General features: G+C 73.6%; 19 protein-coding genes. 8 read left to right on the top strand and 11 right to left on the bottom strand.

Going from position 1 to position 23,028, the window contains the following annotated elements:
• The first annotated feature begins 128 nt into the window (after nucleotides 1–128).
• The 5 genes from ACN265_RS06325 (at nucleotide 129) to ACN265_RS06305 (ending at nucleotide 4,571) form a co-directional block, all read left to right on the top strand.
• Nucleotides 129–1,298 (top strand): acyltransferase domain-containing protein, encoded by a 1,170-nt coding sequence (locus ACN265_RS06325; RefSeq protein WP_420117393.1) that lies wholly within the window; start codon nucleotides 129–131, stop codon nucleotides 1,296–1,298.
• Entirely contained in the window at nucleotides 1,295–2,239 is a 945-nt protein-coding gene (locus tag ACN265_RS06320) for a beta-ketoacyl-ACP synthase III (RefSeq protein ID WP_204926396.1), read from the top strand. The genes ACN265_RS06325 and ACN265_RS06320 overlap by 4 nt, the downstream gene beginning before the upstream one ends.
• Before the next feature lie 76 nt (nucleotides 2,240–2,315).
• The gene (locus tag ACN265_RS06315) at nucleotides 2,316–2,555 is read left to right on the top strand and encodes an acyl carrier protein (RefSeq protein WP_067313076.1); all 240 of its coding nucleotides are present in this window, start codon (nucleotides 2,316–2,318) and stop codon (nucleotides 2,553–2,555) included.
• Nucleotide 2,556: 1 nt separating this feature from the next.
• Nucleotides 2,557–3,783, top strand: coding sequence for a beta-ketoacyl-ACP synthase II (gene fabF / locus ACN265_RS06310; RefSeq protein WP_204926395.1), 1,227 nt, complete (start codon nucleotides 2,557–2,559; stop codon nucleotides 3,781–3,783).
• Between the two features lie 161 nt (nucleotides 3,784–3,944).
• Nucleotides 3,945–4,571, top strand: a complete 627-nt coding sequence (locus ACN265_RS06305; RefSeq protein WP_421406359.1) for a lipoprotein — start codon at nucleotides 3,945–3,947, stop codon at nucleotides 4,569–4,571.
• A gap of 90 nt (nucleotides 4,572–4,661) precedes the next feature.
• Here ACN265_RS06305 and ACN265_RS06300 read toward each other — a convergent pair whose 3' ends face one another.
• The 8 genes from ACN265_RS06300 to ACN265_RS06265 form a co-directional block, all read right to left on the bottom strand.
• Nucleotides 4,662–5,576 (bottom strand): ROK family protein, encoded by a 915-nt coding sequence (locus tag ACN265_RS06300; protein ID WP_421411391.1) that lies wholly within the window; start codon nucleotides 5,574–5,576, stop codon nucleotides 4,662–4,664.
• Between the two features lie 103 nt (nucleotides 5,577–5,679).
• Nucleotides 5,680–7,131: an argininosuccinate lyase gene (locus ACN265_RS06295; RefSeq protein ID WP_421406356.1), complete on the bottom strand. Its 1,452-nt coding sequence runs from the start codon at nucleotides 7,129–7,131 to the stop codon at nucleotides 5,680–5,682.
• A 9-nt stretch (nucleotides 7,132–7,140) separates the two neighbouring features.
• The gene (locus ACN265_RS06290; protein ID WP_421406355.1) at nucleotides 7,141–8,151 is read right to left on the bottom strand and encodes an amidohydrolase family protein; all 1,011 of its coding nucleotides are present in this window, start codon (nucleotides 8,149–8,151) and stop codon (nucleotides 7,141–7,143) included.
• A complete protein-coding gene (locus ACN265_RS06285; RefSeq protein WP_421406353.1) occupies nucleotides 8,148–9,191 on the bottom strand; it encodes a creatininase family protein in 1,044 nt (347 codons plus the stop codon). Before ACN265_RS06285 ends, ACN265_RS06290 begins: the two co-directional genes overlap by 4 nt.
• Complete coding sequence (locus tag ACN265_RS06280; RefSeq protein ID WP_420115608.1) at nucleotides 9,179–10,960, bottom strand: ABC transporter permease; 1,782 nt, start codon at nucleotides 10,958–10,960, stop codon at nucleotides 9,179–9,181. Before ACN265_RS06280 ends, ACN265_RS06285 begins: the two co-directional genes overlap by 13 nt.
• Nucleotides 10,961–11,015: 55 nt before the next feature.
• Nucleotides 11,016–12,089 (bottom strand): ABC transporter ATP-binding protein, encoded by a 1,074-nt coding sequence (locus tag ACN265_RS06275; RefSeq protein ID WP_420115609.1) that lies wholly within the window; start codon nucleotides 12,087–12,089, stop codon nucleotides 11,016–11,018.
• A gap of 94 nt (nucleotides 12,090–12,183) precedes the next feature.
• On the bottom strand, nucleotides 12,184–13,227 hold the full coding sequence (locus ACN265_RS06270; RefSeq protein ID WP_204926389.1) for an extracellular solute-binding protein: 1,044 nt from the start codon (nucleotides 13,225–13,227) through the stop codon (nucleotides 12,184–12,186).
• Nucleotides 13,228–13,275: 48 nt separating this feature from the next.
• Nucleotides 13,276–14,439, bottom strand: a complete 1,164-nt coding sequence (locus tag ACN265_RS06265; protein ID WP_204926388.1) for an ROK family protein — start codon at nucleotides 14,437–14,439, stop codon at nucleotides 13,276–13,278.
• Between the two features lie 416 nt (nucleotides 14,440–14,855).
• On the opposite strand from ACN265_RS06265, the gene ACN265_RS06260 reads away from it, so the two are divergent.
• Nucleotides 14,856–17,549, top strand: coding sequence for a sugar-binding protein (locus ACN265_RS06260; RefSeq protein WP_421406351.1), 2,694 nt, complete (start codon nucleotides 14,856–14,858; stop codon nucleotides 17,547–17,549).
• A 67-nt stretch (nucleotides 17,550–17,616) separates the two neighbouring features.
• Here ACN265_RS06260 and ACN265_RS06255 read toward each other — a convergent pair whose 3' ends face one another.
• A complete protein-coding gene (locus ACN265_RS06255; protein WP_357024942.1) occupies nucleotides 17,617–19,338 on the bottom strand; it encodes a glycoside hydrolase family 3 protein in 1,722 nt (573 codons plus the stop codon).
• A gap of 458 nt (nucleotides 19,339–19,796) precedes the next feature.
• Entirely contained in the window at nucleotides 19,797–20,285 is a 489-nt protein-coding gene (locus ACN265_RS06250; RefSeq protein WP_088647746.1) for a DUF3145 domain-containing protein, read from the bottom strand.
• Between the two features lie 354 nt (nucleotides 20,286–20,639).
• On the opposite strand from ACN265_RS06250, the gene ACN265_RS06245 reads away from it, so the two are divergent.
• Nucleotides 20,640–20,969, top strand: coding sequence for a hypothetical protein (locus tag ACN265_RS06245; RefSeq protein ID WP_088647745.1), 330 nt, complete (start codon nucleotides 20,640–20,642; stop codon nucleotides 20,967–20,969).
• Nucleotides 20,970–21,042: 73 nt separating this feature from the next.
• Here ACN265_RS06245 and ACN265_RS06240 read toward each other — a convergent pair whose 3' ends face one another.
• Entirely contained in the window at nucleotides 21,043–21,711 is a 669-nt protein-coding gene (locus ACN265_RS06240) for a carbonic anhydrase (protein ID WP_357933355.1), read from the bottom strand.
• Nucleotides 21,712–21,856: 145 nt separating this feature from the next.
• Here ACN265_RS06240 and ACN265_RS06235 point away from each other — a divergent pair, with 145 nt between their 5' ends.
• A complete protein-coding gene (locus ACN265_RS06235) occupies nucleotides 21,857–22,861 on the top strand; it encodes an alpha/beta fold hydrolase (RefSeq protein ID WP_420115613.1) in 1,005 nt (334 codons plus the stop codon).
• The last annotated feature ends 167 nt before the right edge of the window (nucleotides 22,862–23,028 follow it).

The raw sequence follows: 23,028 nt of genomic DNA, 5'->3' as shown, positions 1-23,028 counted from the left end.
TGACCGGTGAGCAGGGCCGCTAGGCGACGATCACGGCCGATGTTTGTAGGAACCCTCCAAGAGTTCTAGTGCGGTTTGGTGTCAGCCCGCACAGCGCTTACCCCGGGGTATCGGGAAGAGTCATAGACGTGCTCGCCGTCCTCTCTCCCGGCCAGGGTTCCCAGAAGCCCGGCTTCCTGACACCGTGGCTCGCCCTGCGCGGCGTCGAGTCGCGGCTGCGCTGGTGGTCGGTGCCGGCCGGGGTCGACCTGGTCCGGCTCGGCACCGAGGCGGACGCCGACGAGATCAGGGACACCGCCCGCACCCAGCCGCTGCTGGTGGCCTCGGCCCTGCTCGCGGCCGAGCAGCTCCCCCTGCACGACGTGAACCTGGTCGCCGGGCACAGCGTCGGCGAGCTGGCCGCCGCCGCGCTCGCCGGGGTGTTCTCCGCCGAGACGGCGGTCACCCTCGCCGGGGTACGCGGCCGGGAGATGGCCGCCGCCTGCGCCCTCGCCCCCACCGGGATGGCCGCCGTGCTCGGCGGCGACCCGGACGAGGTGCTCGCCGCGCTGGAGACCCACGGGCTACACCCGGCCAACCGCAACGGTGGCGGTCAGGTGGTCGCCGCCGGCACACTCGACGCCCTGGACAAGCTGGCCGCCGAACCGCCGGCCAAGGCCCGGATCGTCCGGCTCCAGGTCGCCGGGGCGTTCCACACCCCGTACATGGGCCCCGCCGAGCAGGCGCTGGCCGCCGTCGCCGCCGGGATCACCCCGTCCACCCCGGCCCGGCTCCTGCTCTCCGACCTCGACGGCGCCGCGGTGGCACACGGCCGGGAGCTGGTGCACCGGCTGGTCCGGCAGGTCACCGCCCCGGTGCGCTGGGACCTGTGCATGCGGACGCTCGTCGGGCTGGGGGTCACCGGCGTGCTCGAACTCCCCCCGGCCGGCACCCTCGCCGGGCTGGTCAAGCGGGAACTCAAGGCCACCGGCGTGCCGGAGATCGTCACCCTGAACACCCCCGCCGACCTGCCCGCCGCCCGCGACCTCATCGCCCGGCACAGCGGCCCGCCCGGTCACCGGCCGACCCCCCGCGCCCGGGTGGTCGTCGCCCCCGCCGTCGGCACCTTCACCCCCGCCGAGGGCCTCGCGGAGGGCGCCGAACTGAGCGCCGGCCAGGTGCTCGGCCAGGTGACCACCCGGCAGGGGCCGGTCGAGGTCACCGCCCACGACAGCGGCCCGCTCACCGAGTGGCTCGCCCACCCCGCCGACCCGGTCGCGCCGGGCCGACCCATCGCCCGCATCGGAGGCCAGGCATGAGCGGCAGTCGGATCGTCGCCCTCGGGCACTACCAACCCTCGCGGGTGGTGACCAACAACGACATCGCCCAGTTCGTCGACACCAACGACGAGTGGATCAGGGACCGGGTCGGCATCGCCAGCCGGCGCATCGCCGACGGCGAGACGGTCGCCGACATGGCCACCGCCGCCGCCGACAAGGCGCTTGCCAACTCGGGCCTCACCGCCGCCGACATCGACCTGGTCGTCGTGGCCACCTGCACCTCGATCGACCGCAGCCCGAACGTGGCCTGCCGGGTCGCCGCCAAGCTGGGCATCACCGCCCCGGGCGCGTTCGACCTGAACACCGCCTGCTCCGGCTTCGCCTACGCGCTGGGCACCGTCGACCACGCCATCCGGGCCGGCGCGTCCCGCAACGCGCTGGTCATCGGCGCCGAGAAGCTCTCCGACTTCACCGACTGGACCGACCGTTCGACCTGCATCATCTTCGCCGACGGCGCGGGCGCGGCGGTGGTCACTGCCACCACCGGCGACGAGCCGACCGGGATCGGTCCGGTGGTGTGGGGCTCCGCGCCGGACAAGAGCGACGCGGTACGCATCGAGGGCTGGCGGCCGTACATCGCGCAGGAGGGGCAGTCGGTGTTCCGCTGGGCCACCACCGCACTGGCCCCGCTGGCGCTGCAGGCGTGCGAGAAGGCCGGTGTCGACCCGTCCGAGCTGGCCGCGTTCGTGCCGCACCAGGCCAACTCGCGGATCATCGACGGCATCGCCAAGCGGCTGAACATCCCGCAGGCGATCATCGCCAAGGACATCGTCGAGTCCGGCAACACCTCGGCGGCGAGCGTGCCGCTGGCCCTGTCCAAGCTGGTCGAGCGCCGGGAGGTGCCCTCGGGCGCGCCGGTGCTGCTGTTCGGCTTCGGCGGCGGGCTGACCTACGCCGGTCAGGTCGTCCGCTGCCCCTGAAGACCCGACGCGGTCGGCGACCGCGGCGCGCCGCCATCCGGCGGAGAACCAACCCCGATGAGAGGAACCCACCGTAATGACCCGTGACGAGATCACCTCCGGCCTCGCCGAGATCCTCGAAGAGGTTGCCGGGGTGAACCCGGACGACGTGGCCGAGGGGAAGTCCTTCACCGACGACCTCGACGTCGACTCGCTCTCCATGGTGGAGGTCGTGGTCGCCGCCGAGGAGAAGTTCGGCGTCAAGATCCCGGACAACGAGGTGCAGAACCTGAAGACCGTCGGGGACGCCGTCAGCTTCATCGAGGCGCAGTCCTGAGATGAGTCACGTCGACGTCGTCGTCACCGGGCTCGGCGCGACCACCCCGCTGGGCGGGGACGTCGCGTCGACCTGGGACGCCATGCTCGCCGGCCACTCCGGGGTGGGTCCGCTCACCCAGGAGTGGGCCGGCCAGCTCCCGGTCCGGATCGCCGCCCAGCTCGCGGTCGAACCGAGCGAGGTGCTGGACCGGGTCAAGCTGCGCCGACTGGACCGTTCCGAGGCGATCGCGCTGATCGCGGCCCAGCAGGCCTGGGCGGACTCGGGGCTCGCCGACTCCGGGCTGGACCCGGAGCGGTTGGGCGCCAGCGTCGGCTCCGGCATCGGTGGCGCACTGACCCTGCTCGCCCAGGACGACATCCTGGAGGCGTCCGGCCCGCGCCGGGTCTCCCCGCACACCATCCCGATGCTGATGCCCAACGGTCCCGCCGCCTGGGTGGGGCTGGAGCTGGGCGCGCAGGCCGGGGTGCACTCGGTGGCGAGCGCCTGCGCGACCGGTGCGGAGGCGATCGCACTCGGCCTGGACATGATCCGGTCCGGGCGGGCCGACGTGGTGGTGGCCGGCGGCACCGAGGCGGTCATCCACCCGCTGCCGATCGCCGGGTTCAGCTCCATGCGGGCCATGTCGACCCGCAACGACGAGCCGGAGCAGGCCTCCCGCCCGTGGGACAAGGGCCGCGACGGCTTCGTCCTCGGCGAGGGCGCCGGCATCCTGGTGCTGGAGCGGGCCGACCACGCCGCCGCCCGGGGTGCGCACGTCTACGCCCGACTCGCCGGCGCCGGCATCACCTCCGACGGGTACGACATCGTGCAGCCGCACCCGGAGGGGGCCGGCGCGATCCGGGCCATCGCCAAGGCGATCGCCGACGCCGACGTGGCCAAGGCCGACATCGTGCACGTCAACGCGCACGCCACCTCGACCCCGGTGGGTGACCTCGCCGAGATCAAGGCGCTGCACCGGGCGCTCGGCGACCACCCGGTGCTGACCGCCACCAAGTCGATGACCGGGCACCTGCTCGGCGCGGCCGGTGCGTTGGAGTCGATCGCCACCATCCTGACCATCCGCGACGGCGTCATCCCGCCGACGATCAACCTGGACGACCCGGACGACGGTCTCGACATGGACGTGGCCGCGAACAAGGTCCGCCACCTGGACGTGCCCGCCGCGTTGAACAACTCGTTCGGCTTCGGCGGTCACAACGTCGCCCTGGTCTTCACCCGCCCCTGACGGCACCGGCACACCGGCCCGGCACCGCGACGGTGCCGGGCCGGTGTGCGTCCGGGCGGCCCGCCGGCCGCCGGTCGGGGGGCAGCACGGCCCCGCGCCGTCAGCTAGCATCCGTCGGCCGCCGTGATCGACGGCGGGAACTCTTCACGGGGAAAACGACGATGATCCGACGTACGACCGCACTGGCCGCCCTCACCGTCACCCTCGCCACCGGCTGCGCCCGGGCCACCCCGGAACCGGCGACGACGCCCGCCCCGCCGGCCAGCCCCACCGCCTCGCCCGTCGTCGCCGGCCCGCCGTGGTACGACGACGTCGCCCCAGCCGCCGCCGCCACCACGATCGGCCCGAAGGGCAGCGCCTGCACGCTGTCGATGACCTTCTCGGTGCCGGCGAAGTGGAAGGCCAAGGCGGTGAAGGGCGGGGCCGACTTCAAACTCGGCCCGGCGGTGCCGCTGTGCGAGATCGACGCGAAGCCGGCCGGGAACATCGGCTTCCTGCGGGTCTGGCAGATCACCGGGGGCACGCCACTGAACCCGCAGGACACGGTGGACAAGTACCTCGCCGAGTTCGACGGTCCGAAGGAGCAGCAGTACCGGCGGACCAAGGCCGGCCCGCTGGACGCCTTCGAGGCCACCTGGACCGAGGACGGCGAGCGTAAGCGGGCGATCCTGGTGTCCACCCTGTACGGCAAGTTGATGATCACCCTCGGCGGCCTGGACACCGAGGAGTTCGAGGCGATGCTGCCGGCGTACCAGCTGGCGAAGTCGAGCGCCAACCTGCCGGAGTGACGCACCGGGCGTCCGGCCCGCCCCCTTCGCGGGCCGGACACCCGGTTCGACCGGTCCGCCCCTCACGGCCCGGACGCACGGATCGTCAGGTCAGCGGGGGGCCGGCACCGCTTCCCGGGCGAGGGTGACCGCGCCCAGCAGCGCCGCGTCGTCGGCGAACCGGGACAGCACCACGTCGGGACGGTGCGGGAGCACCTCGGCCAGCCGGTCGACCAGCAGTCCCCGGATCAGCGCGCTGCCGGCCACCCCGCCCACCAGCACCACCCGCTGCGGATCGAGCAGCAGGCAGCAGGTGACCAGGTGCCGGGCCAGCTCGCCGACCCGGGCGGTGAGCGCGTCACGGGCCGCACCGGGCAGCTCGGCCGCGGCGGCCAGCCCGGCCGCGTGCCCGGCCACCCCCAGCTCGTCGGCCAACCGGTCCAGCGCCCGGCCGGAGAAGTCCAGCTCCAGCATGGTGCCGGGCCACGGGCCGCCGGCCACCGCGTACCCGATCTCGCCGGCCGCGCCCCGGTGCCCGGCGAGGACCCGGCCGCCGACGGTGACCGCCGCCGCCACGCCGGTGCCGATCCCCACCACCAGACCGGGGTCGGCGTCGCGCAGCGCACCGAGCCGCAGCTCGGCCAGGGCGGCGGCGTTCAGGTCGTTGTCCACCGCCACCCGGGTCACCCCGAGGGCGTCGGAGACGGCGTCGGCCAGGCGCAACCGCTCCCAGCCGGGTACGTTCGGGGCCAGGTCGATGCCGTCGGGGCGGACCACCCCGGGCGAGGCCACCCCGGCCGCCACCAGCGGCCCGCCGACCTCGGCGACCAGCGTGGCCGCCAGTTCCAGCGCCCGGTCCAACGCCTGCGGGGCACCCCGCTCGGCGTGCGTGGCGATCCGCCGGTGGGCCAGCAACCGGCCGGTGCCGTCGGCCACCCCGACGGCCATCTTCGTTCCGCCGAAGTCGATGCCCAGCAGCAGTTCGTCGGTGCGGGTGCCGGCGACGGCCCGGCCGGCCAGTCGCATGCTCACCTGGTCCACCGCCCGGTCACCACCGTCGACCGCGGTCGTGGCGGTGCCCCGCCGGGCAGCCGGGCCGGACCGGAACCGGATCGTCGGATCGACGCGCTCACCGGCCGGCCACCTCGGCGGCGACCGTGTCCAGCGCCTCGTCGGCGCGGGCCAGCCGGTCCCGGGTCGCGGCGAGCCGGTCGGCGACGCCGTCGAACGCGCTCCGCAGGGTGCCGACCTGGGCACGGACGGCGGCGGCACCCGGCCCGTCCACCTGCGCCCGGGCGAGCACCAGCTCGGGGTCGACGGCGGCGGCGATCAGGTCGGCCACGGCGTCGTCGGTGAGCCCGTCGGCCAGGCCGGCGGCGGCGGTCCGGACCCCGTCGGCGGTCCAGCTGTCCGGCGCGCCCGCGCGCACCAGCCGGCCGACGACCGAGTGGGCGGCCCGGAACGGCACCCCGTGCCGGGTCAGCGCGTCGGCCGCCGCGGTGGTGGTCGCCCCGGACGCGACGATCTCCTCCCGGGTCGGCGGGTGCAGCGGCTCCAGCTCAGCGAGGAAGCCGCCGACCAGGGCGAAGAACCGTTCCGCCCGGTCGTTGCTGTCCCAGAGCCGGACCTGCACGTCGGTGGTGGCGTTGTTGGAGTCCTCCCACCAGGCCGCCCCGACGTTGTTGAGCACCGACGCGGCGTCGGCGGCGCTCGCGCCGGCCATCGACACCAGGTGCTCCAGCACCACCGGGTTGCGCTTCTGCGGCATGATGCTGCTGCCCTGGGTGAAGTCGCCGGGGGTGGCCACCCACTGCCAGGTCAGCCAGTCCATCAGGGTTCGGGCGAGCCGGGCGCCGGTGGCCAGGGCCTGCGCGTTGAGGGTGCCCACCCGGACCAGGTGGTCGGCCCCGGCCACCGCCTCGTAGGAGTTGGTGACCAGGCCGTCGAAGCCGAGCAGCTCGGCCACCCGGGCCGGGGCGATGTCCAGGTCGGTGCCGGCGAACGCGCAGGAGCCCAGCGGCGAGACGTTGAGCTGGTCGATCACGTCGGCGTACGCGACGGCCTCACCGGCCAGCGCCTCGGCGTAACCGGCCAGCGCGTGCCCGATGGTGGTGGGCTGGGCGGGCCGGCGGTGGGTGTAACCGGTGATCACCACGTCGGCGTACCGGTCGGCGACGTCCAGCGCGGTCGTTCCGGTGGCCAGCACCCTCTCCAGCACCCCGAGCAACTGGTCGCGCAGGAGCATCCGGAACACCCCGGCGTCCAGGTCGTTGCGGCTGCGGGCCATCTGCACGTCCAGTTCGGACGCGGGCAGGCCGCACGCCTGCGCGAGGGTCTTCTCCAGCAGGTAGTAGGTGTCCTCGAAGCTGCCGTCGAACGCCGGGGCGGGGCTGCCGTCGGCGCGCAGCGTGGCCAGCCCGCGCAGCAGCCGGGCCCCCCGCTCGGCCGGGATGAGGCCCTGCTCGGTCAGCATCACCACGTGCGCCTGGCTGGCGCGCACCATCGCCGGGTACAGGTGGCCGACGTGGTGCTCGTAGGTCGGGGCCAGGTGGTGCCGCTGGTAGGTGGTCAGCTCGCTCATGGCGGTTCCTTACTTCCTTCCGGGCCGGGACGCGGCGTGGGGGCCGGGTCCCGGGTTCTCGGCTGGTCGGTCGGTCAGGCCCAGCAGCCGTTCGGCGTTACCGGCAAAGATCGCGCGGAGGTGGTCGTCGGGCATCCCCAGCTCACGGCAGACCCGCAGCTGGTCGTCGAGGTAGCGGGTGACGTAGCCGCGCGGGAACCACGACGAGTCGCTGCCGTACACGATGCGCTGCGGGCCGATCGTCTCGTAGCAGCGGCGGAACAGGTCCTCCAGCATCAGCCTGTACGGCATCCAGCGCACCCACTGGTTGGAGCCGGACGTGTCGACGTGGATGTTGGGGCAGCCCCAGGCGGCGAAGAGCAGATCCTGCACGTGCTGGACGCCGAAGTGCGGCACCACCACGGCCAGCTCGGGGAAGCGGCGGGCCATCCGGGCCAGCTCGTCGGGGCCGCCGTACCGGCCGAAGGACAGGCCACCGGCGCTGCCGTAGTGGCCGATGTGGATCAGCACCGGCACGCCGAGGCGCTGGGCGGTGGACCACAGCGGGTCCAGGTCGGCGTGGTCCAGCGGGCCGCGCAGCAGCGGGGCGAACAGCTTCAACCCGCGCAGACCCCGTTCGGTCACCGCGCGCTCCAGCTCGGCGGCGGCCCCCGGCGCGTACGGGTCGTGGTGGGCGAAGCCGAGCAGCAGGTCCGGGTGCCGGTCGACCACGTCGGCGACGGTGTCGTTGCCGCCGCCGGTGACGAAGACGGCCCGGCGGACCCGCACCGCGCGCAGTTCGTCGGCCCACCGGTCGGCCTCGTCCTGCCAGCGTGGGGCGGGTGGTTCCGGGTCGGGGAAGCTCCACGCCTGCCGCCACGCCTTCGCGTACGGGGCGGAGCCGGCGGCCCGCACGGCCCGCTCGTGTTCCCCGCCCGGGTGCATCCCCGCGGCGTCCTCGCAGGCGTGGATCGTCTCGTCGGTGCCGATGCGGAAGTGCAGGTGGAAGTCGACGATGTCGAGTCCCCGGTCCACGCTCATCGGTCTCCCCCGGTCGCCCCGTCCGCCGCCGTCGGGGTCGGCCCGACCGCCGGGTCACCGGCCGCCGGGGCCGGGTCGGCGGGCGTCGGCAGCGGGTCGGCGGTGGGTGGGGCGGGCGGTGGGGCGGCCACCCAGGCGGCGACGATCTCCCGCAGCCGCGCGCCGGCCGTGGCCCGCACCTGCCGGCCGGCCGCCTCGGAGGCCAGCGAGATGTGCCCCGACCAGCCCTGCCACGGGTCCGGCCGGGACTCGACCAGCACGTACGGATGGCCCACCGGCAGCTTCGGCTTCGGCGGCAGGTCGGTCACTGCGTCGAGGCGGACCGCGCCGGGATCGAAGCCGAGCACCCCGGAGGTCTCGTACGCGCCGCCGTGCCCCCGGGCTGTCAGCGGCCCGTACAACTCGGTGGTCTCCGCCGGGGTCACCAGCTGGAACCAGTTGACCAGCAGCAGGCTGGCGGTACGCCGGCCGGAGACCCACTCCATCGCGGCCCGGACGGTGGACATGTTGGCGTCGTGGCCGTTGACGATCAGCAGCCGGGGGAAACCGGCGGCGACGATCCCCTCGATCACGTCGGCGAGGTAGCCGACGGCGATCTCCGGCCGGATCGACACCGTCCCCGGCCAGGGCCGGGTCTGCCCCGGGCAGGCCGCGTACGGCACCGCCGGGAAGAGCACCCCGCGCGGCCCGGCAGCGCCGCCGGCCTCGGCGACCCCGTCCGACGCGCCGCCGGCCTCGGCGACCCGGTCCGACGCGCCGCCGGCCTCGGCGACCCGGTCCGACGCGCCGCCGGCCTCGGCGACCCGGTCCGACGCGCCGCCGGCCTCGGCGACCCGGTCCGACGCGCCGCCGGCCTCGGCGGCGAAGCCCTCGGCGAGGATCAGGTCGGTGCCGAGCGGCAGGTGCGGGCCGTGCCACTCGACGGCGCCGACGGGCAGCACCGCGTAGTCGGCCGCCGCCGCGACGGCGGCCAGCTCACCGCCGGGAATCCGGGTGGCGGGCAGCAGCCCGCCCCCGGCCGGCCAGGTCACGCCGTCCACTTCGCCGCCTCCCGGGTGGCCCGGCCGCCGTTCTGCAGGCGGCCGGAGAACACCATCACCATGAAGATCAACACCACCTGGAGCATGCCGTACGCGGCGGCGGTGCCGACCTCGAACGAGTACATCCGGTTGTTGATCTCGACCGAGATGGGTGCCGTCTCCGAGGTGTAGATCAGCACCGAGGCGACGAACTCGCCCACCCCGTTGACGAACGCCAGCAGCGCGCCGGCCAGCACGCCGGGCAGCATCAGCCGCAGGGTGACCGTGCCGAACGCCCGCCACCAGGGCGCGCCGAGGTTTCGGGCGGCTTCCTCCAGCGACGGGTCGATCTGGGCCAGCGTCGCCGAACTCGACCGGAACACCAGCGGCAGGAACCGCACGAAGTACGCCAACGGCATGATCCAGAAGGTGCCGATCAGCACCTGACCGAAGCTGAACGCGTTGCCCGTGCTGAACGCGGAGATCAGGTTGATCGCCACCACCGTGCCGGGCAGCGCCCAGGCCAGCATGACCGCCACGTCGAGCAGCCCCCGGCCCCGGAAGTCGAGCCGGCGCACCGCGTACGCGATCAGCACACCGACCACCACGCAGCCGACCGTGGCGAGCAGGCTCATCTGCAACGAGTTGAGGATCGGCCGGTACGCCCCCGGGTCCGAGAAGATCGTGACGAAGTTCTGCATCGTGTACTCCGACGGGATCACCTCGGTGGTCCACGAGCCGTCCCGGGAGAAGGCGACCAGGGCGATCGTCGCCACCGGGGCGAGCAGCACCATGGTGGCCAGCACCGAGGCCAGCAGCGCCAGCCACTTGCCGAACGGGTTGGTGATCTCCCGGCGGTGCGAGGCGACGCCCTTGGACTGGGAACGGTAGCTGCGCCGCCCCTCGTACCAGCGCATCCCGAGCAGGAACAGCACCGACGCCACCGCCAGCACCGACGCGTAGGTCGAGGCCATCGGCAGGTCGCCGTTGGTGCGGTTGATGTAGATCTGCATGGTCATCGTCCGGTCCACGCCGAACAGCAACGGCGCGGTGTACGACGCCAGCGACGTCATGAAGACCAGCAGCGACGCCGAGACCAGCGCCGGGGTGAGCATCGGCAGCAGCACGGTGCGCCACACCCGGACCCGGCTCGCGCCCAGGTTGTAGGCCGCCTCCTCCACCGACGGGTCCATCCCCACCAGGGCGGCCGAGGCGGCGAGGTAGAAGAACGGGTACATGGTGAAGGTGTGCACCACCAGCACCCCGGCGATACCGGTGAACGGCAGCACCGGGTTCTCGGTGCCGAGCAGCTGTTGCAGACCGCGCGGCAGGATGCCGGTCTCGCTGTAGAGCAGCTGGAACGAGATCGCCCCGATCAGCGGCGGCAGCGCCGCCGGCACCAGGATGATCGCCTCGATCAGCCGCCGGCCGGGAAACGAGAAGCGCTTGAGCAGGAAGGCCATCGCCACCCCGACGATCCCGCAGAGCAGCACGCTGGCCGCCGAGATCCCCAGCGAGGTGAGCAACGCCGACCGGGCGACCCCGGTGCCGGTGACGAACTCGGTGTAGTTGGCCACCCCGTCCACCCCGACGCTCTCGGCGAAGGTGGCGAACATCGGCTGCACCACGTAGCCGAAGAGGATCAGCGCCAGCGGGAACACCAGCAGGTACGGGAACCACGGCGAGTTGGCGTTGAGGCCGCGCCGGGGCCGGGCGGCCTTCGGCCCGACGGGGTCCTGGGTGACCGGCGGCACGGTGGCCGGGCTCGGCGTGGCGGGAATGGTACTCACGGCGTCACCTCAGTTCGCGACTGCGGGGCTCGCAAAACCGGCTCACTCCTCGCGCTCACGGGCGCACCACCCACATGCGGTCCCGGTTGAGGCGCAGGCCGACCTGGTCGCCGACGGCGATGCCGGCCGGGACGTCGATCGCGGCGACCTGCACCGGCTCGCCGGCCACCTCGACCACGAGGTTGGTGGCCATGCCGGTGAACTCCACCTCGGTCACCCGGCCGGTGAGCGCGCCGGGCTCGGTGGCCGAGGTCAGGCCGAGGTGCTCGGGGCGTACCGAGACCAGGGCGGTGTCCCCGGCGCGCAGGCCGTGGTCGGCGGGGGCGGCGACGGCGGTCTCGCTGCCGTCGGGCAGGCCCACGGTGACCGTGTCGGCGGCGGCGGTGACCACCGGCAGGCTGAGCACGTTGCTGCGGCCGATGAACCGGGCCACGAAGGCGGTCGCCGGCCGGTGGTAGATCTCCTGCGGGGCACCGATCTGGCGGACCCGGCCGGACTCCATCACGGCGATCCGGTCGGACATCGCCATCGCCTCGGACTGGTCGTGGGTGACGTAGATGGCGGTGGTGCCGGCCTCCTGCTGGATGCGCCGGATCTCCACCCGGGTCTCCTCGCGCAGCTTGGCGTCGAGGTTGGACAGCGGCTCGTCGAGCAGCAGGGTACGCGGCCGGATGACCAGCGCGCGGGCGAGCGCCACCCGCTGCTGCTGGCCGCCGGAGAGCTGGTCGATCCGGCGGTCGCCGTAGCCGGCGAGGTGCACCTGGCCGAGGGCCTCGGTGATCCGCCGGGCGGACTCGGCCCGCCCCACCTTGCGGATCTTCAGCCCGTACGCGACGTTCTGCGCGACGGACATGTGCGGGAAGAGGGCGTAGTTCTGGAACACCATGCCGGTGTCGCGCTTGTTCGGCGGCCGGTGGGTGACGTCCTCCGTGCCGAACCTGATCCGCCCCGAGGTGGGGAAGTAGAACCCGGCCACCATCCGCAGGGTGGTGGTCTTGCCGCAGCCGCTCGGCCCGAGCAGGGTGAAGAACTCCCCGGCGGCGATGCTGATGTCGACGTCGTCGACGGCAGCGGTGTCGCCGGCACGCGCGAAGCGCTTGCTCACCGACTCCAGCGTGACATCGATCATGATGTCTTCTCCTTCATGCGGTACCGGACCTGGCCGGGCGGGGTGGCGGGACGGGCGGTGCCGGGGGCGGGACGGCCCCCGGCACCCGTACAGGTCAGCCCTTGTTCTTGATCTGGCTGTTCCAGTGGTTGATCCACTCGGTCTCGTTCTTGCCGATGATGTCCCAGTTGACGTCGAGCGGCTTGAGGTTGAGCTGGGCCAGCCACTCCGGCTGCTGGGCGATCTCCACGGCCGGGATCTGGTAGTAGTCCTTGGCCAGGTCGGCGCGCAGCGTGTCGTCGAAGAGGAACTCGATGAACTTCTGCGCGCCGGTGCTGTTGCCGCCCTTGACCGCGGCGAGCCCGTCGACCAGCACCGGGGCGCCGGAGGCCGGCATCACGTAGCCGAACGGCATGTTGGACTGGTTGGCTTGCAGCAGGATGTCCTGCAGGTTCCAGGCGCTCAGGGTGCCCTGCTGGCGGGACAGCTTGAGGTAGAGGTCGGCCGGGTTGGCCGCGTACGCGCCCGTGTTGGCGTCGAGCTTCTTGAGCCAGTCGTAGCCGGGCTGCGGGTTGCTGCCGTCCGGCGACTGCCGCATGATCATCGCGGCGTAGATCGACCGCATGGTGCCCGAGGCGGCCACGTCGCGGATGACGATCTTGTCTTTCCACTCCGGCTTCAGCAGGTCGTCCCAGTCCTTCGGGGCCTGCTCCGGGGTGAGCGCCTTGTTGTTGTACATGATGACCTCGGGCAGCAGGATCTCCCCGAACCAGCGACCCTCGGCGTCCTTGTACTTGGCGTCCATCTTGCCGGCGAACGCGGGCTGCCAGGCGGCGAGCAGGTCCTCACCGGCACCGGCGGCCAGCCCCTGCTGGGTGCCGCCCCACCAGACGTCGGCCTGCGGGTTGGCCTTCTCGGCCCGGACCCGCTCCAGGATCTCCTGGGCGCCCAGGTTGAGGATCTCCACCTTCCCCTTGTACTCGGGGTACTTGGCGGTGAACTTGTCCACGACGAAGGTGGAGACCTTCTTGTCGCGGGCGGTGTAGATCGTCAGCTTCTCCGTCTCACCGGCGGCGGTGTCGTCCGAGCCGCCGCCGCAGGCGGTGCCGGCGGCGAGGACGGTGGCGAGCGCTCCGGCGAGCAGAAGTCGACGTCTCATGGGGTACCTCCGAGGGGTGTGGGCGGAAGAATCAGCGGTTTGAGCAGGTCAAGGGGCTGGTAACAGGGTGGGTAGCCCGGCGGCGGCGGCCGAGAGGGCGTAGCTGACCGCGCCGTGCAGCACCGCGCGGTCGCCGAGCACGGCCCGGCGTACCTCGGTGGTGCTGGGCGCGGCGGCGGCGACCAGGTCCTGGAGCCGGCCGACGGCGGCGTCGTCGAGGTCGGCGGCGGCGCCGCTGAGCAGCACCCGTCCCGGGTCGATCACGCAGACGCAGGAGACGATGAGCCGGGACCAGGCGTTCAGGAGTTCGTCGAGGTAGCCGGCGGCGTCCGGGTCGTCGGCGGCCAGCTCGACCAGCGCGCGTACCGGCGACTCGGGGCGGCGGCCGGGGGCCAGCGCGACCACCCGTTCGGCGATCGCGTTCTCCGACCAGCGCGCCTCGAACGGGCCGATGCCGTCGTGTCCCCGGCCGGCCGGGTCCAGCGGCAGGAAACCGACCTCGCCGGCCGCGCCCCGGGCCCCCCGCCGGACCTGGCCGTCGAGCACCAGGCCCGCGCCGATGCCGTCGGCGACGTGCAGCAGCAGCAGGTCGGCGACGTCGGTGCCGGCGCCGGCGGCGTGTTCGCCGGCCGCCATCAGGTTGACGTCGTTGTCCACCACCACGGGTACGCCGAGCGTCCGCTGGACCGACTCCCCTATCGGACGGCCCTCGATCTGGCCGACCGAGGGGGCGAGCCGGACCGCGCCGCCGGAGATGACGCCGGGCGCGGCGATGGCCACCCCGCGCAGCGCCGGCAGCCCGTCGCCGGCCAGTTCGGGCACCGACCGGCAGATGGTGTCGACGATGTCGCCGGTCAGCCGGACCGTGCGGTGGGCGACCACCGCGCCGTCGCTGTCGGCGATCTCGCAACTGATCCGGGACGGTTCCAGCGAGACGGCGGCGACCAGTTCGGCGCGGGGGTTGAACTCCAGCATCGCCCGGGGACGGCCGGCCCGGGAGGCACCCGGACCGCGTTCGATCAGGTAACCCTCGGCGATCAGGTCCCGCACCAACGGGGTGAGCGTGGCAGGGCTGAGGCCGGTGAGCTCGGTCAGCTCGGCCCGGGAGAGCACCCGGACCTGGCGGGCGGTGGAGATCACGGAAAGCCGCTTGATCTCCTTCGACCGCTCCCGGCTCACCGGGCTCGTTGGTGGCGTCACCACGTCTGTCACACTTCCTTCCTACGGCGAACGAATTAAAGAGTCAAGTAACAAGTCCGTCTCAGCCGGCTCACCTCGGACCACCGGAGCAGCGAAAACGTCCGCAATTGGAAGCGATGGGCGGGTTCGGGGCACCGTTCCGGCGCACCGCAGGACATCCCGGACATCGCCCTCTTTATTTCTTCTGCAAAGAAAGAAATACCTTCCAAAGCATTGACGTGCCGCTGCGGTGGTCCCTAGCGTCACCGGGCGAAGGCCTTCCAGTGTGTACGGAACCCGTACCGCTGCCGTACCCGGTGCACCGCGTCCGACGACGCCCACCGTTCCCGTTCCCGCCGCCTCACCGTCCACCGACGACCCCGCGTCGGACGCCCCGCGTCCGACGCGGACGGTCGCTGCCCGGACACCGTGGTCCCGGAAGGATCCGCATGCGCATCAAGGGTTTCCTGCTACCCACCGCACTCGCCCTGGCCGTGGCCGGGGCGCCCGCCACCGCCGTCGCCGCCCCGGCCGACGTCCGCCCGCCCAAGGCCGTCGACCTCGACGTGCTCTTCGTCAGCGCCCACCCCGACGACGAAGCCGGCAGCCTCGCCACCCTCGGCCAGTGGAAGGAGAAGTACGGCGCCAAGGCCGGCGTCGTCACCATCACCCGGGGCGAGGGCGGCGGCAACGCCGTCGGCCTCGAAGAGGGTCCGCCGCTGGGCATCATCCGCGAACGCGAGGAACGCACCGCGATCGGCAAGGCCGGCGTGGAGAACCTCTACAACCTCGACCGGGTCGACTTCTGGTACACCGCGTCCGCCCCGCTGTCCGAGCAGATCTGGGGCCACGACGACACCCTCGGCCAGATCGTCCGGGTCATCCGGACCACCCGGCCCGAGATCATCATGACGATGAACCCGTCGCCGACCCCGGGCAACCACGGCAACCACCAGCAGGCCGCCCGGTTCGCCGCCGAGGCGTTCGCCGCCGCCGCCGACCCGAACGCCTTCCCCGAGCAGCTCAGCGCCGAGGGGTTGAGCCCGTTCCGGGCCGCGAAGTTCCTGCGCAGCGGCGGCACCGGCACCTCCGCCGCCGGCCCGCAGTGCGCGACCAGCTTCACCCCCACCGTCCCGACCGACCAGGTCTTCGGCGTCTGGGAGGGCACCGAAAGCGCCAACGGGAAGACCTGGGCCGAGATCGAGGTCGACGCCCGCCGGGAGTACGTCACCCAGGGCTGGGCCGGCACCGCCGCCGCCCCCACCGACCCGACGAAGATCCGGTGCGACTTCTACACCCTGATCGACAGCCGCGTCCCGTACGACCCGGCGGACACCTCCCCGGAGGCGATCCTGCGCGGCTCGGTGCTGCCGCCGGTGACCGGTGGCCTGCCCAAGGGCACCGAGCTGTACCTCACCACCGACCGGTTCGACCTGGCCCCCGGCGCGACCGTCGAGGTCACCGCGCACCTGCGCGCCCCGCACAACCGCGCCCTGGTCAAGCCCCGGATCGACCTGCGGCTGCCGGCCGGCTGGAAGGCCAAGGGCTCCGGCGTGCTCGCCAACGACGTGCCGTCGGGCAAGGAGCGGACCCGCAAGTTCACCGTCACCGTTCCGGCCGACGCCGACACGAACCAGCAGCAGCTCATCGGGGCCACCCTGACCACCCGCCAGGGTGCCGGGCGCACCGACCGGGCCGTCCGGGTGGTCGCCGACGTCCGGGGCACCCTGGAGCCGCTGCCCGAGGTGGGCACGTTCCGCACCTGGGCCGGTGACGGCGGATACCCGCAGTTGGACACCCTGATCAAGCCGGTGCTCACCATCGGCTCCGGCAAGCAGCGGTCGGTCCGCATCGACCTGCGCAACCACGGCCGGGTCAGCCGCTCCGGCACCGTCACCCTCGGCCTGCCGGCCGGCTTCACCGCCGACGCGGCCACCAAGAGCTACCCCGCGCTGGCCCCCGGCGCGACCGGGGCGGTCACCTTCACCGTCACCAACACCGACGCCACCCTGCCGACCGCCAACGAGGGCGGCACGGACGGCGACTACGGCATCACCATCACCACCACCAGCGCCGCCGGCAGCACCGTGGAGACCGGCGCACTGGAGATCGTGCCGACCACCGAGGTTCCGGCCGCCGGGGCCGGCACCGTCGACGGGGTCGCCTCGCCCGGCGAGTACCCCGGCCCGGAGCTGGACTTCTCCCGCATCTGGGAGGGTCAGGCCACGACCCCGCAGGACGCCTCGGCGACCGGTCGGATCGCCTGGACCGCCGACGGGCTGAAGGTGATCGTCCAGGTCACCGACGACGTGCTGGGCAAGAAGGTGGTCCCGCAGGACTGCAAGCGGCAGCGCCGTACCGACAGCGTGGAGATCATCGTCGACCCGAAGGGGAACTCGACGGACACCTCGACCGTGTTCAAGGCGGGCATCTTCCCGATCACCGACGACCCGGCCAACGGCAACCCGCCGTGCTGGCAGCGTGACGCCGACAACCGGCAGGGCCCGGGGGCGACCACCGCACCGGGGATGACCGTGGTCAGCAAGGTCAGCTCCCCGTACACCGGCTACACCATCGAGACGATGATCCCGTTCGCGGTGCTGCCCGACGCGGTGGACCCGGCCCGGATGGGCTTCAACGTGCTGGTCTACGACTCGGACACCCAGGACCTCAGCTCGCAGTCCCGGCTGGGCTGGTCCACCTTCACCGGCGTCCGGGCCGACCCGTACCGCTACGGCCTGGCCACCCTGCCCGGCTACCAGCCGGCGGCCCGGCAGCCCAGCACGCCGGTGTTCCCGGACACCTCGGCGCGCAGCGTGCACAGCCCGCAGACCATCGCCCAGTCGGCCGTGGACGGGGTGGCCCCGGCCGCCGTGCCGAGGCTGAAGAACTCGGCGCTGCGGCTGACCTCGGCCCACCGGGTCACCGACGGCGTGCAGGTCACCCTGCGTGCCGACCGGGCCGGAACCGCCTACCTGTACGCCTGGGACGGCGACACGGCCCGGGGCGAGCACACCGTACGGCTGGCCGCCGGTGACCGGGTCACCGTGACGGTCCCGGTCAGCGGGGGCACCCCGACGTCGCTGCTGGCCGCCTTCGAGTCCGGTGGCGCGGCAGTGGCGCAGCAGGTCCCGCTGAACTGATCCGCCACCGCGTGACCCGTGGCCGGTCGTCGACTCCGTCGGCGGCCGGCCACGCCGGTGTCAGGGGTCAGCCGGTGCAACTGGTGGCGGGCAGCCCGGTCAGCGGCATCGGGGAACGACCGGTGGGGCGGGCCTTGCCGGCCAGCACCCCGGCGAGCGCCGTCATCGAAGCCCGGCTGGACGAGTAGGTCGCCAGCAGGGTCGGCGAGGTCGCCTTCTCCAGCACGTACGGGGTGTCCATCGCCACGGTGACCGCCGCGTCGGCGGCGAGATCCTTCGGGCCGTCGCCGTAGCCGACCAGGTGCACCCGGGTGCCGCCCTTGGCCACCACCCGCACGCCCGCAGCGGTCAACGCCGCGGTGAGCGTCGCCCGGGTCTTGTCCCGCCCGTCGGAGGTGGTGACGGTGACCGGGCCGGACACCGCGACGCCGCACTTCCCGCGCAGCTGGGTGACCGCCGCGGCGGCCAGCGCGGTGGCGGCGGCCCGGTGCGGGGCGCTGTCGAGCGTGGACATCGCCGGCGTCGGCCGGTCGGCGAGCCGGAACTTCATGGTCAACACCCGGGTGACCGCCGCCACCAGCCGGTCCCGGGGCAGCGAGCCGTCGCGCAGCGCGGCCAGCAACCCGTCGTACGCCTGGCCGACGTTCGGGGTCATCAGGATCAGGTCGTTGCCGGCGAGCAGGGCCTTCACCGCCGCCTCGCCCGGCGGGTAGCGCTTGGCCGGCGGCATGTTCATCCCGTCGGTGATCACCACCCCCTGGAAGCCCAGCTCGCCGCGCAGCACGTCGGTGAGCAGCTTGCGGGAGAAGGTGGCCGGGGTGCCCGGGTCCACGGCGGTGACGTCGAGGTGCGCCGACATCACCGCCATCGCCCCGGCGTCGATGCCGGCCCGGAACGGCGGGAAGGCCGTGGCGTCCAGCTCGGCCCGGGGCTGGCCGACCACCGGGACCTCCTGGTGCGAGTCGGCGGCGCTGAGCCCGTGCCCGGGGAAGTGCTTGACGCTGGCCGCCACCCCGGCGCTCTGCAACCCTTGGACCGCGCCCGCGACCTGCGCGGCGGCCCGCTTCGGGTCCGCGCCGAAGGACCGCGAGCCGATGACCGTGCTGCGGGTGGCCAGGACGTCGGCGACCGGGGCGAAGTCCAGGTTCACCCCCATCGCGGCCAGCTCGGTGCCGGCGGCCTTCCAGGCGGCCTCGGTCCGGGCCGGGTCGTCGGCCGCCCCGGCGGCCAGCGCGCTGGGCAGCGTGGTCACCCCGTCGGTGATCCGGGTGACCACCCCGTACTCCTGGTCGGTGCCGACCAGGAAGGGCGCCGGGCCGGCCGCCAGCTTCCCGGCGGCCTCGCGCAGCCCGGCGGTCAGCTTCTTCACCTGGGCCGGATTGTCGACGTTGGTGGTGGACTGGTTGCCGGAGGTGGGGTCGTCGGCGCTGAACCCGACCAGGATCAGCCCGCCGAGCCGGTACTTCGCGATCATCTGGGCGGGGGTGTCGACCCCGGCGAGGGCCTGGTTGCCGGCGGCCGAGCCGGGGGTCACCGTCGTCGCCGAACTGCCGTACGCGTACGGCATCAGCACCTGGCCCACCAGGTCCTCGTCGCCGAGGGTGCCGGCCAGCGCGGCGGCCCGGCCGGCGGGGTCGTCGGCGGCGACGGACGCGGTGGACGTCGGGGTGGCTTCGGGGCGGACCGGCGCGGGAGCCTGTCCCTCCCCCGCGCATCCGGAGGCGAGCAGCGCGGTCAGGGCGGTGACGGCGACGCCGGCACGTCGCGGGGAGATCGGCACCCGGCCCATCCAACCCCCGCCGGAGATCAGCGGCAACCCGACCAGGTCAGGCGGTGGGCGCGGAGTGCCCCTCCCCGACCGGGTGTCCGGCTCACCGGCGGGTCCCGGGCGGGACGCGGCCGGTCCGGGTGAGCGGATTCACCCGGCGCCACCGCCCGGCGGGCGGCTACCCCTGGCTGGCCGCTCGCCGTGAAATCCAGCCAAAACGGGCCGGCCCGGTCGTGCGCCTCGGGTGGGGACAACCTCCGAGAGCCTTATGCCTGTCCGTCACATTTGTGACGGACAGGCATACAGCTCTCTGCGGGACGTGGCTCCGGGAGTAGCCGACACGGGGTCGTCGGCGCGGGTGCCCGGAGACGAGACCGGTGGGCATCAGGCATCGCACGGAGACAGGCCGGCAGGTGCCGACACCCGGACAGCCACGCCGACCGCATCGGCACATGCGACGGCGCGCGGGCGGGCTGCGGTCAGCCGACCCGGGTCAGTAGGGTCACCGGCGCGCCGTCCCCGGCGTAGCGGTAGGGCTCCAGCTCGGCGTCCCAGGCGGTGCCCATCGCCTTGTCCAGGGCGTGCGCCAGGGCCTCCGGGCGGACCGACGCCATGATGCTGCGCAGCCGGTCCTCGCCGAGCTGGATATCGCCGGCGGCACCCACCGCGGCCCGGAACAGGCCCCGGCCGGGCACGTGCATGAAGCGTTCGCCGTCCGCGCCGGTGCTGGGTTCCTCGGTCACCTCGAAACGGATCATGGGCCACTGCCTCAGGGCAGCAGCCAGCTCGGCACCCGTCCCCGGCCGGCCGGTCCATCCGCACTCGGCCCGGCGGGCGCCGGGATCGACGGGCTGAGCCGTCCAGTGCAGGTTGACCGGCGCGGCGAGGACGCGCGCGATCGCCCACTCGACGTGCGAGCACACGGCGAGCGGGGTCGAGTGGACGTATACGACGCCACGCGTTGGCACGGTGACCTCCCGGAGGGCGAGGTGCGTCTTCCCCTACGACCTCGACACCCGAGTGGCTGTTGCCACACATGATGACTGCTGTGACGGATGGTGCGCCAGGGAATCGGAAAATTCGCCGGCGGGAAATACCCGGACCGGTGACCGGGGTTGTGCACTCCGACGGGCACGGTGAGCTGCCAGGCACCGTGGTCGTGTATATTTCTCTGGGCGGTTCTGTGCCGTCGCACCACTTCGCGGGCCGACGACCCACCCGGGCGTCCGACGACCACCGAGCGTCAGACGACCACCGGGCGTCACCCGCTACAGCCCCCGGACGTTCCCCGTCCTCCCGTACGTCTTGCAAGGAGCATCTCCGTGGCGAGCAACACCTCGAAGACCGCGCGCGCGTCAGTCCGGGCCGGCCAGGCTGGCCAGGGTGGCGCCCTCAGCGTGCTGGGCGAGTTCAAGTACCTCATCCCGCTCAACGGCGGCAAGCACGCCTACGTGCGGAACCTGACCAACGGCAAGACCGCGCACCTGCGTACCGACTCCGACGCCTTCGTCGAGGAGATCCGGACGCTGGCCACCGCCGGTCACGCCGCCAAGATCCGCGCCGAGATCAGCAACCTCGCCGCCACCCACCCCGACCACGGGTGGGACAAGACCGAGAAGCGTCTCGTCGAGGCCGGCGTCTTCGAGGGCTGAGCCCTCCCCCAGCACGACCGCAACCGCCCGTCGGGTCACCCCGGCGGGCGGTTGCGCGTCTGCGCCGGCCGGGTCAGGCTCCGTCGTCGAGCAGGGTGACCTCGCCGGTGTCCAGGTCGTACAGGGCGCCGACGACGTCCACCCCACCCGCCGCGACCGGGCCGGCCAGCATGTCGTCGGCGCGCAGCGCCCGCACCGTACGGCGGACGTGCCGGCGTACGGCCAGCGGGTGCACGGCCGGGTCGTGCGGCCCCGCCTCGGTCACCGCCGGGGTGATCCGCTCGACCAGGTAGCCCAGGTCACCGTCCGGACGCCGGCCCGTCCGCACGCTGTCCACCGTCGCGGCGACCGCGCCGCACCGTTCGTGCCCCAGCACCATCACCAGGGTGACCCCGAGCTGCGCCACCACGTACTCGATCGAGCCCCGCACGGCCCGGTCGAGCACGTGTCCCCCGGTACGGATCACGCAGATCGACCCGAAGGTCTGGTCGAAGATCGCCTCCAGCGGCACCCGTGAGTCGATGCAGCCGAGCAGCACCGCGTACGGCTGCTGGTCGCCGGAGGCCACGGCCGCGGCGGCGGTCACGTCGTGCCCGTGGACCGGTCGGCCGCTGACGAAGCGCCGGTTGCCGGTGAGCAGCTCGGCCAGCGCCGCCCGGGGGGTGCGCGCGGCCCGGGGTGGCCCGGCGTCGACGGACGGCCGGTCGGGGGTCCGGGCGGCCCCGGTGGGCGGACTCGGCATGGCTACAGACTGACCGCCGGGCCGACCTCGTGCGGGCGGGTCGGGAATCTTCTCACCGACACGGTTGGCGTGGTCTGATGTCGGGTAGCCGGTGTTACCGCCGGGTTACGCCGGTGAATGTGTCCCGGGTGCCTGGGAGGTGGCGATGCCGGAGCAACGGGAGTTGCGGCTGCCCGACGGGGTACGCCTGCACGTCGAGGTGACCGGCCCGGTCGGGGCCGAGGTGACCGTGGTCCTGCTGCACGGCTGGACGCTCGACGGTCGGGCCTGGCACCGGCAGCTCACCGACCTGCGCACCCGCTTCGGCGACCGGATCCGGGTGGTCACCTACGACGCCCGGGGGCACGGCCGGTCCAGCTGCATGGCGCTGCGCACGGCGACCCTGGCCCAGCTCGGCGACGACCTCGCGGCGGTGCTGGACGAGGTCGCCCCGGCGGGGCCGGTGCTGCTCGTCGGGCACTCGATGGGCGGGATGAGCGTGATGGAGTACGCCCACCGGCACCCGTCCCACTTCGCCGCCCGTACGGCCGGGCTGGTTTTCGTCTCCACCACCGCCGAGGGCCACACCCACACGGTGTACGGCCTGTCGCCGCGGATCGCCCGGCTGATCCGGCTCGCCGAGACCACCGGGGCCGGGGTGCTGGCCCGGTGCGGCTCCTGGCGGCCACCCCGCCCGCTGCTGCGCGCCCTGGCCCCGAGCATCAGGTGGATGCTCTTCGGCGACCGCTGCTCCGGCGCCGACATCCGGCTGGTCACCTCGGCGGTGGCCCGCGCCTCGCTGCGCTCGATCGGTGGTTTCCGCGCCTCGATCGGCGCCCAGCACCGGCTGGCGACGCTCGCGGCGTTGGCGCACCTGCCGGCGGCGGCGCTGGTCGGGGACCGGGACCGGCTGACCCCGCCGCCGTGTGCGGAATCGATCGCGGCGGCGCTGCCGGCCACCGAGCTGACCGTCTGCCCCGGTGCCGGGCACATGTTGATGATGGAGCGTCCGGACGAGGTGAACGCCGCCGTCGCCGGGGTGCTCGACCGGGTGCTGTCCACCGCCGGGGCTACGCCACCGGGGCCCCGTCGTCCTGCCGACGTCCCGGCCGGCCGGGCGTGCGCCGACGTCCCGGGCGACCCGGCGTCCGCCGGGCGGACGACGCGCTGAGCCGACCCGCCGTCGCCCCGCGCGGCCGCGCCCCGGCGGGTCGGCCCGTGCGTGGGGGCGGACGACCTCCACCCCGGGCAGGCGGCGCGGTGGTGGTGGAGGTCGCGGTACGGGTATCGGCCCGCCGGGGGGTGGGCGGCTGCCCGTACCCTCATTCCGCCTGGCGT

The sequence above is a fragment of the Micromonospora sp. WMMD730 genome (genome assembly GCF_049178955.1).
Classification (GTDB): Bacteria; Actinomycetota; Actinomycetes; order Mycobacteriales; family Micromonosporaceae; genus Micromonospora; species Micromonospora wenchangensis.
Note: the sequence above shows the minus strand (reverse complement) of the source record. Positions and strands in the feature narration are given on the sequence as shown.

Coding starts and splice junctions, on each gene's coding strand:
- ACN265_RS06275 (WP_420115609.1), bottom strand. CDS start 12,089: ATGATCGATGTCACGCTGGAGTCGGTGAGCAAGCGCTTCGCGCGTGCC.
- ACN265_RS06295 (WP_421406356.1), bottom strand. CDS start 7,131: ATGAGCGAGCTGACCACCTACCAGCGGCACCACCTGGCCCCGACCTAC.
- ACN265_RS06260 (WP_421406351.1), top strand. CDS start 14,856: ATGCGCATCAAGGGTTTCCTGCTACCCACCGCACTCGCCCTGGCCGTG.
- fabF (WP_204926395.1), top strand. CDS start 2,557: ATGAGTCACGTCGACGTCGTCGTCACCGGGCTCGGCGCGACCACCCCG.
- ACN265_RS06240 (WP_357933355.1), bottom strand. CDS start 21,711: ATGCCGAGTCCGCCCACCGGGGCCGCCCGGACCCCCGACCGGCCGTCC.
- ACN265_RS06270 (WP_204926389.1), bottom strand. CDS start 13,227: ATGAGACGTCGACTTCTGCTCGCCGGAGCGCTCGCCACCGTCCTCGCC.
- ACN265_RS06300 (WP_421411391.1), bottom strand. CDS start 5,576: ATGCGACTGGCCGGCCGGGCCGTCGCCGGCACCCGCACCGACGAACTG.
- ACN265_RS06320 (WP_204926396.1), top strand. CDS start 1,295: ATGAGCGGCAGTCGGATCGTCGCCCTCGGGCACTACCAACCCTCGCGG.
- ACN265_RS06305 (WP_421406359.1), top strand. CDS start 3,945: ATGATCCGACGTACGACCGCACTGGCCGCCCTCACCGTCACCCTCGCC.
- ACN265_RS06235 (WP_420115613.1), top strand. CDS start 21,857: ATGCCGGAGCAACGGGAGTTGCGGCTGCCCGACGGGGTACGCCTGCAC.
- ACN265_RS06315 (WP_067313076.1), top strand. CDS start 2,316: ATGACCCGTGACGAGATCACCTCCGGCCTCGCCGAGATCCTCGAAGAG.
- ACN265_RS06255 (WP_357024942.1), bottom strand. CDS start 19,338: ATGGGCCGGGTGCCGATCTCCCCGCGACGTGCCGGCGTCGCCGTCACC.
- ACN265_RS06290 (WP_421406355.1), bottom strand. CDS start 8,151: ATGAGCGTGGACCGGGGACTCGACATCGTCGACTTCCACCTGCACTTC.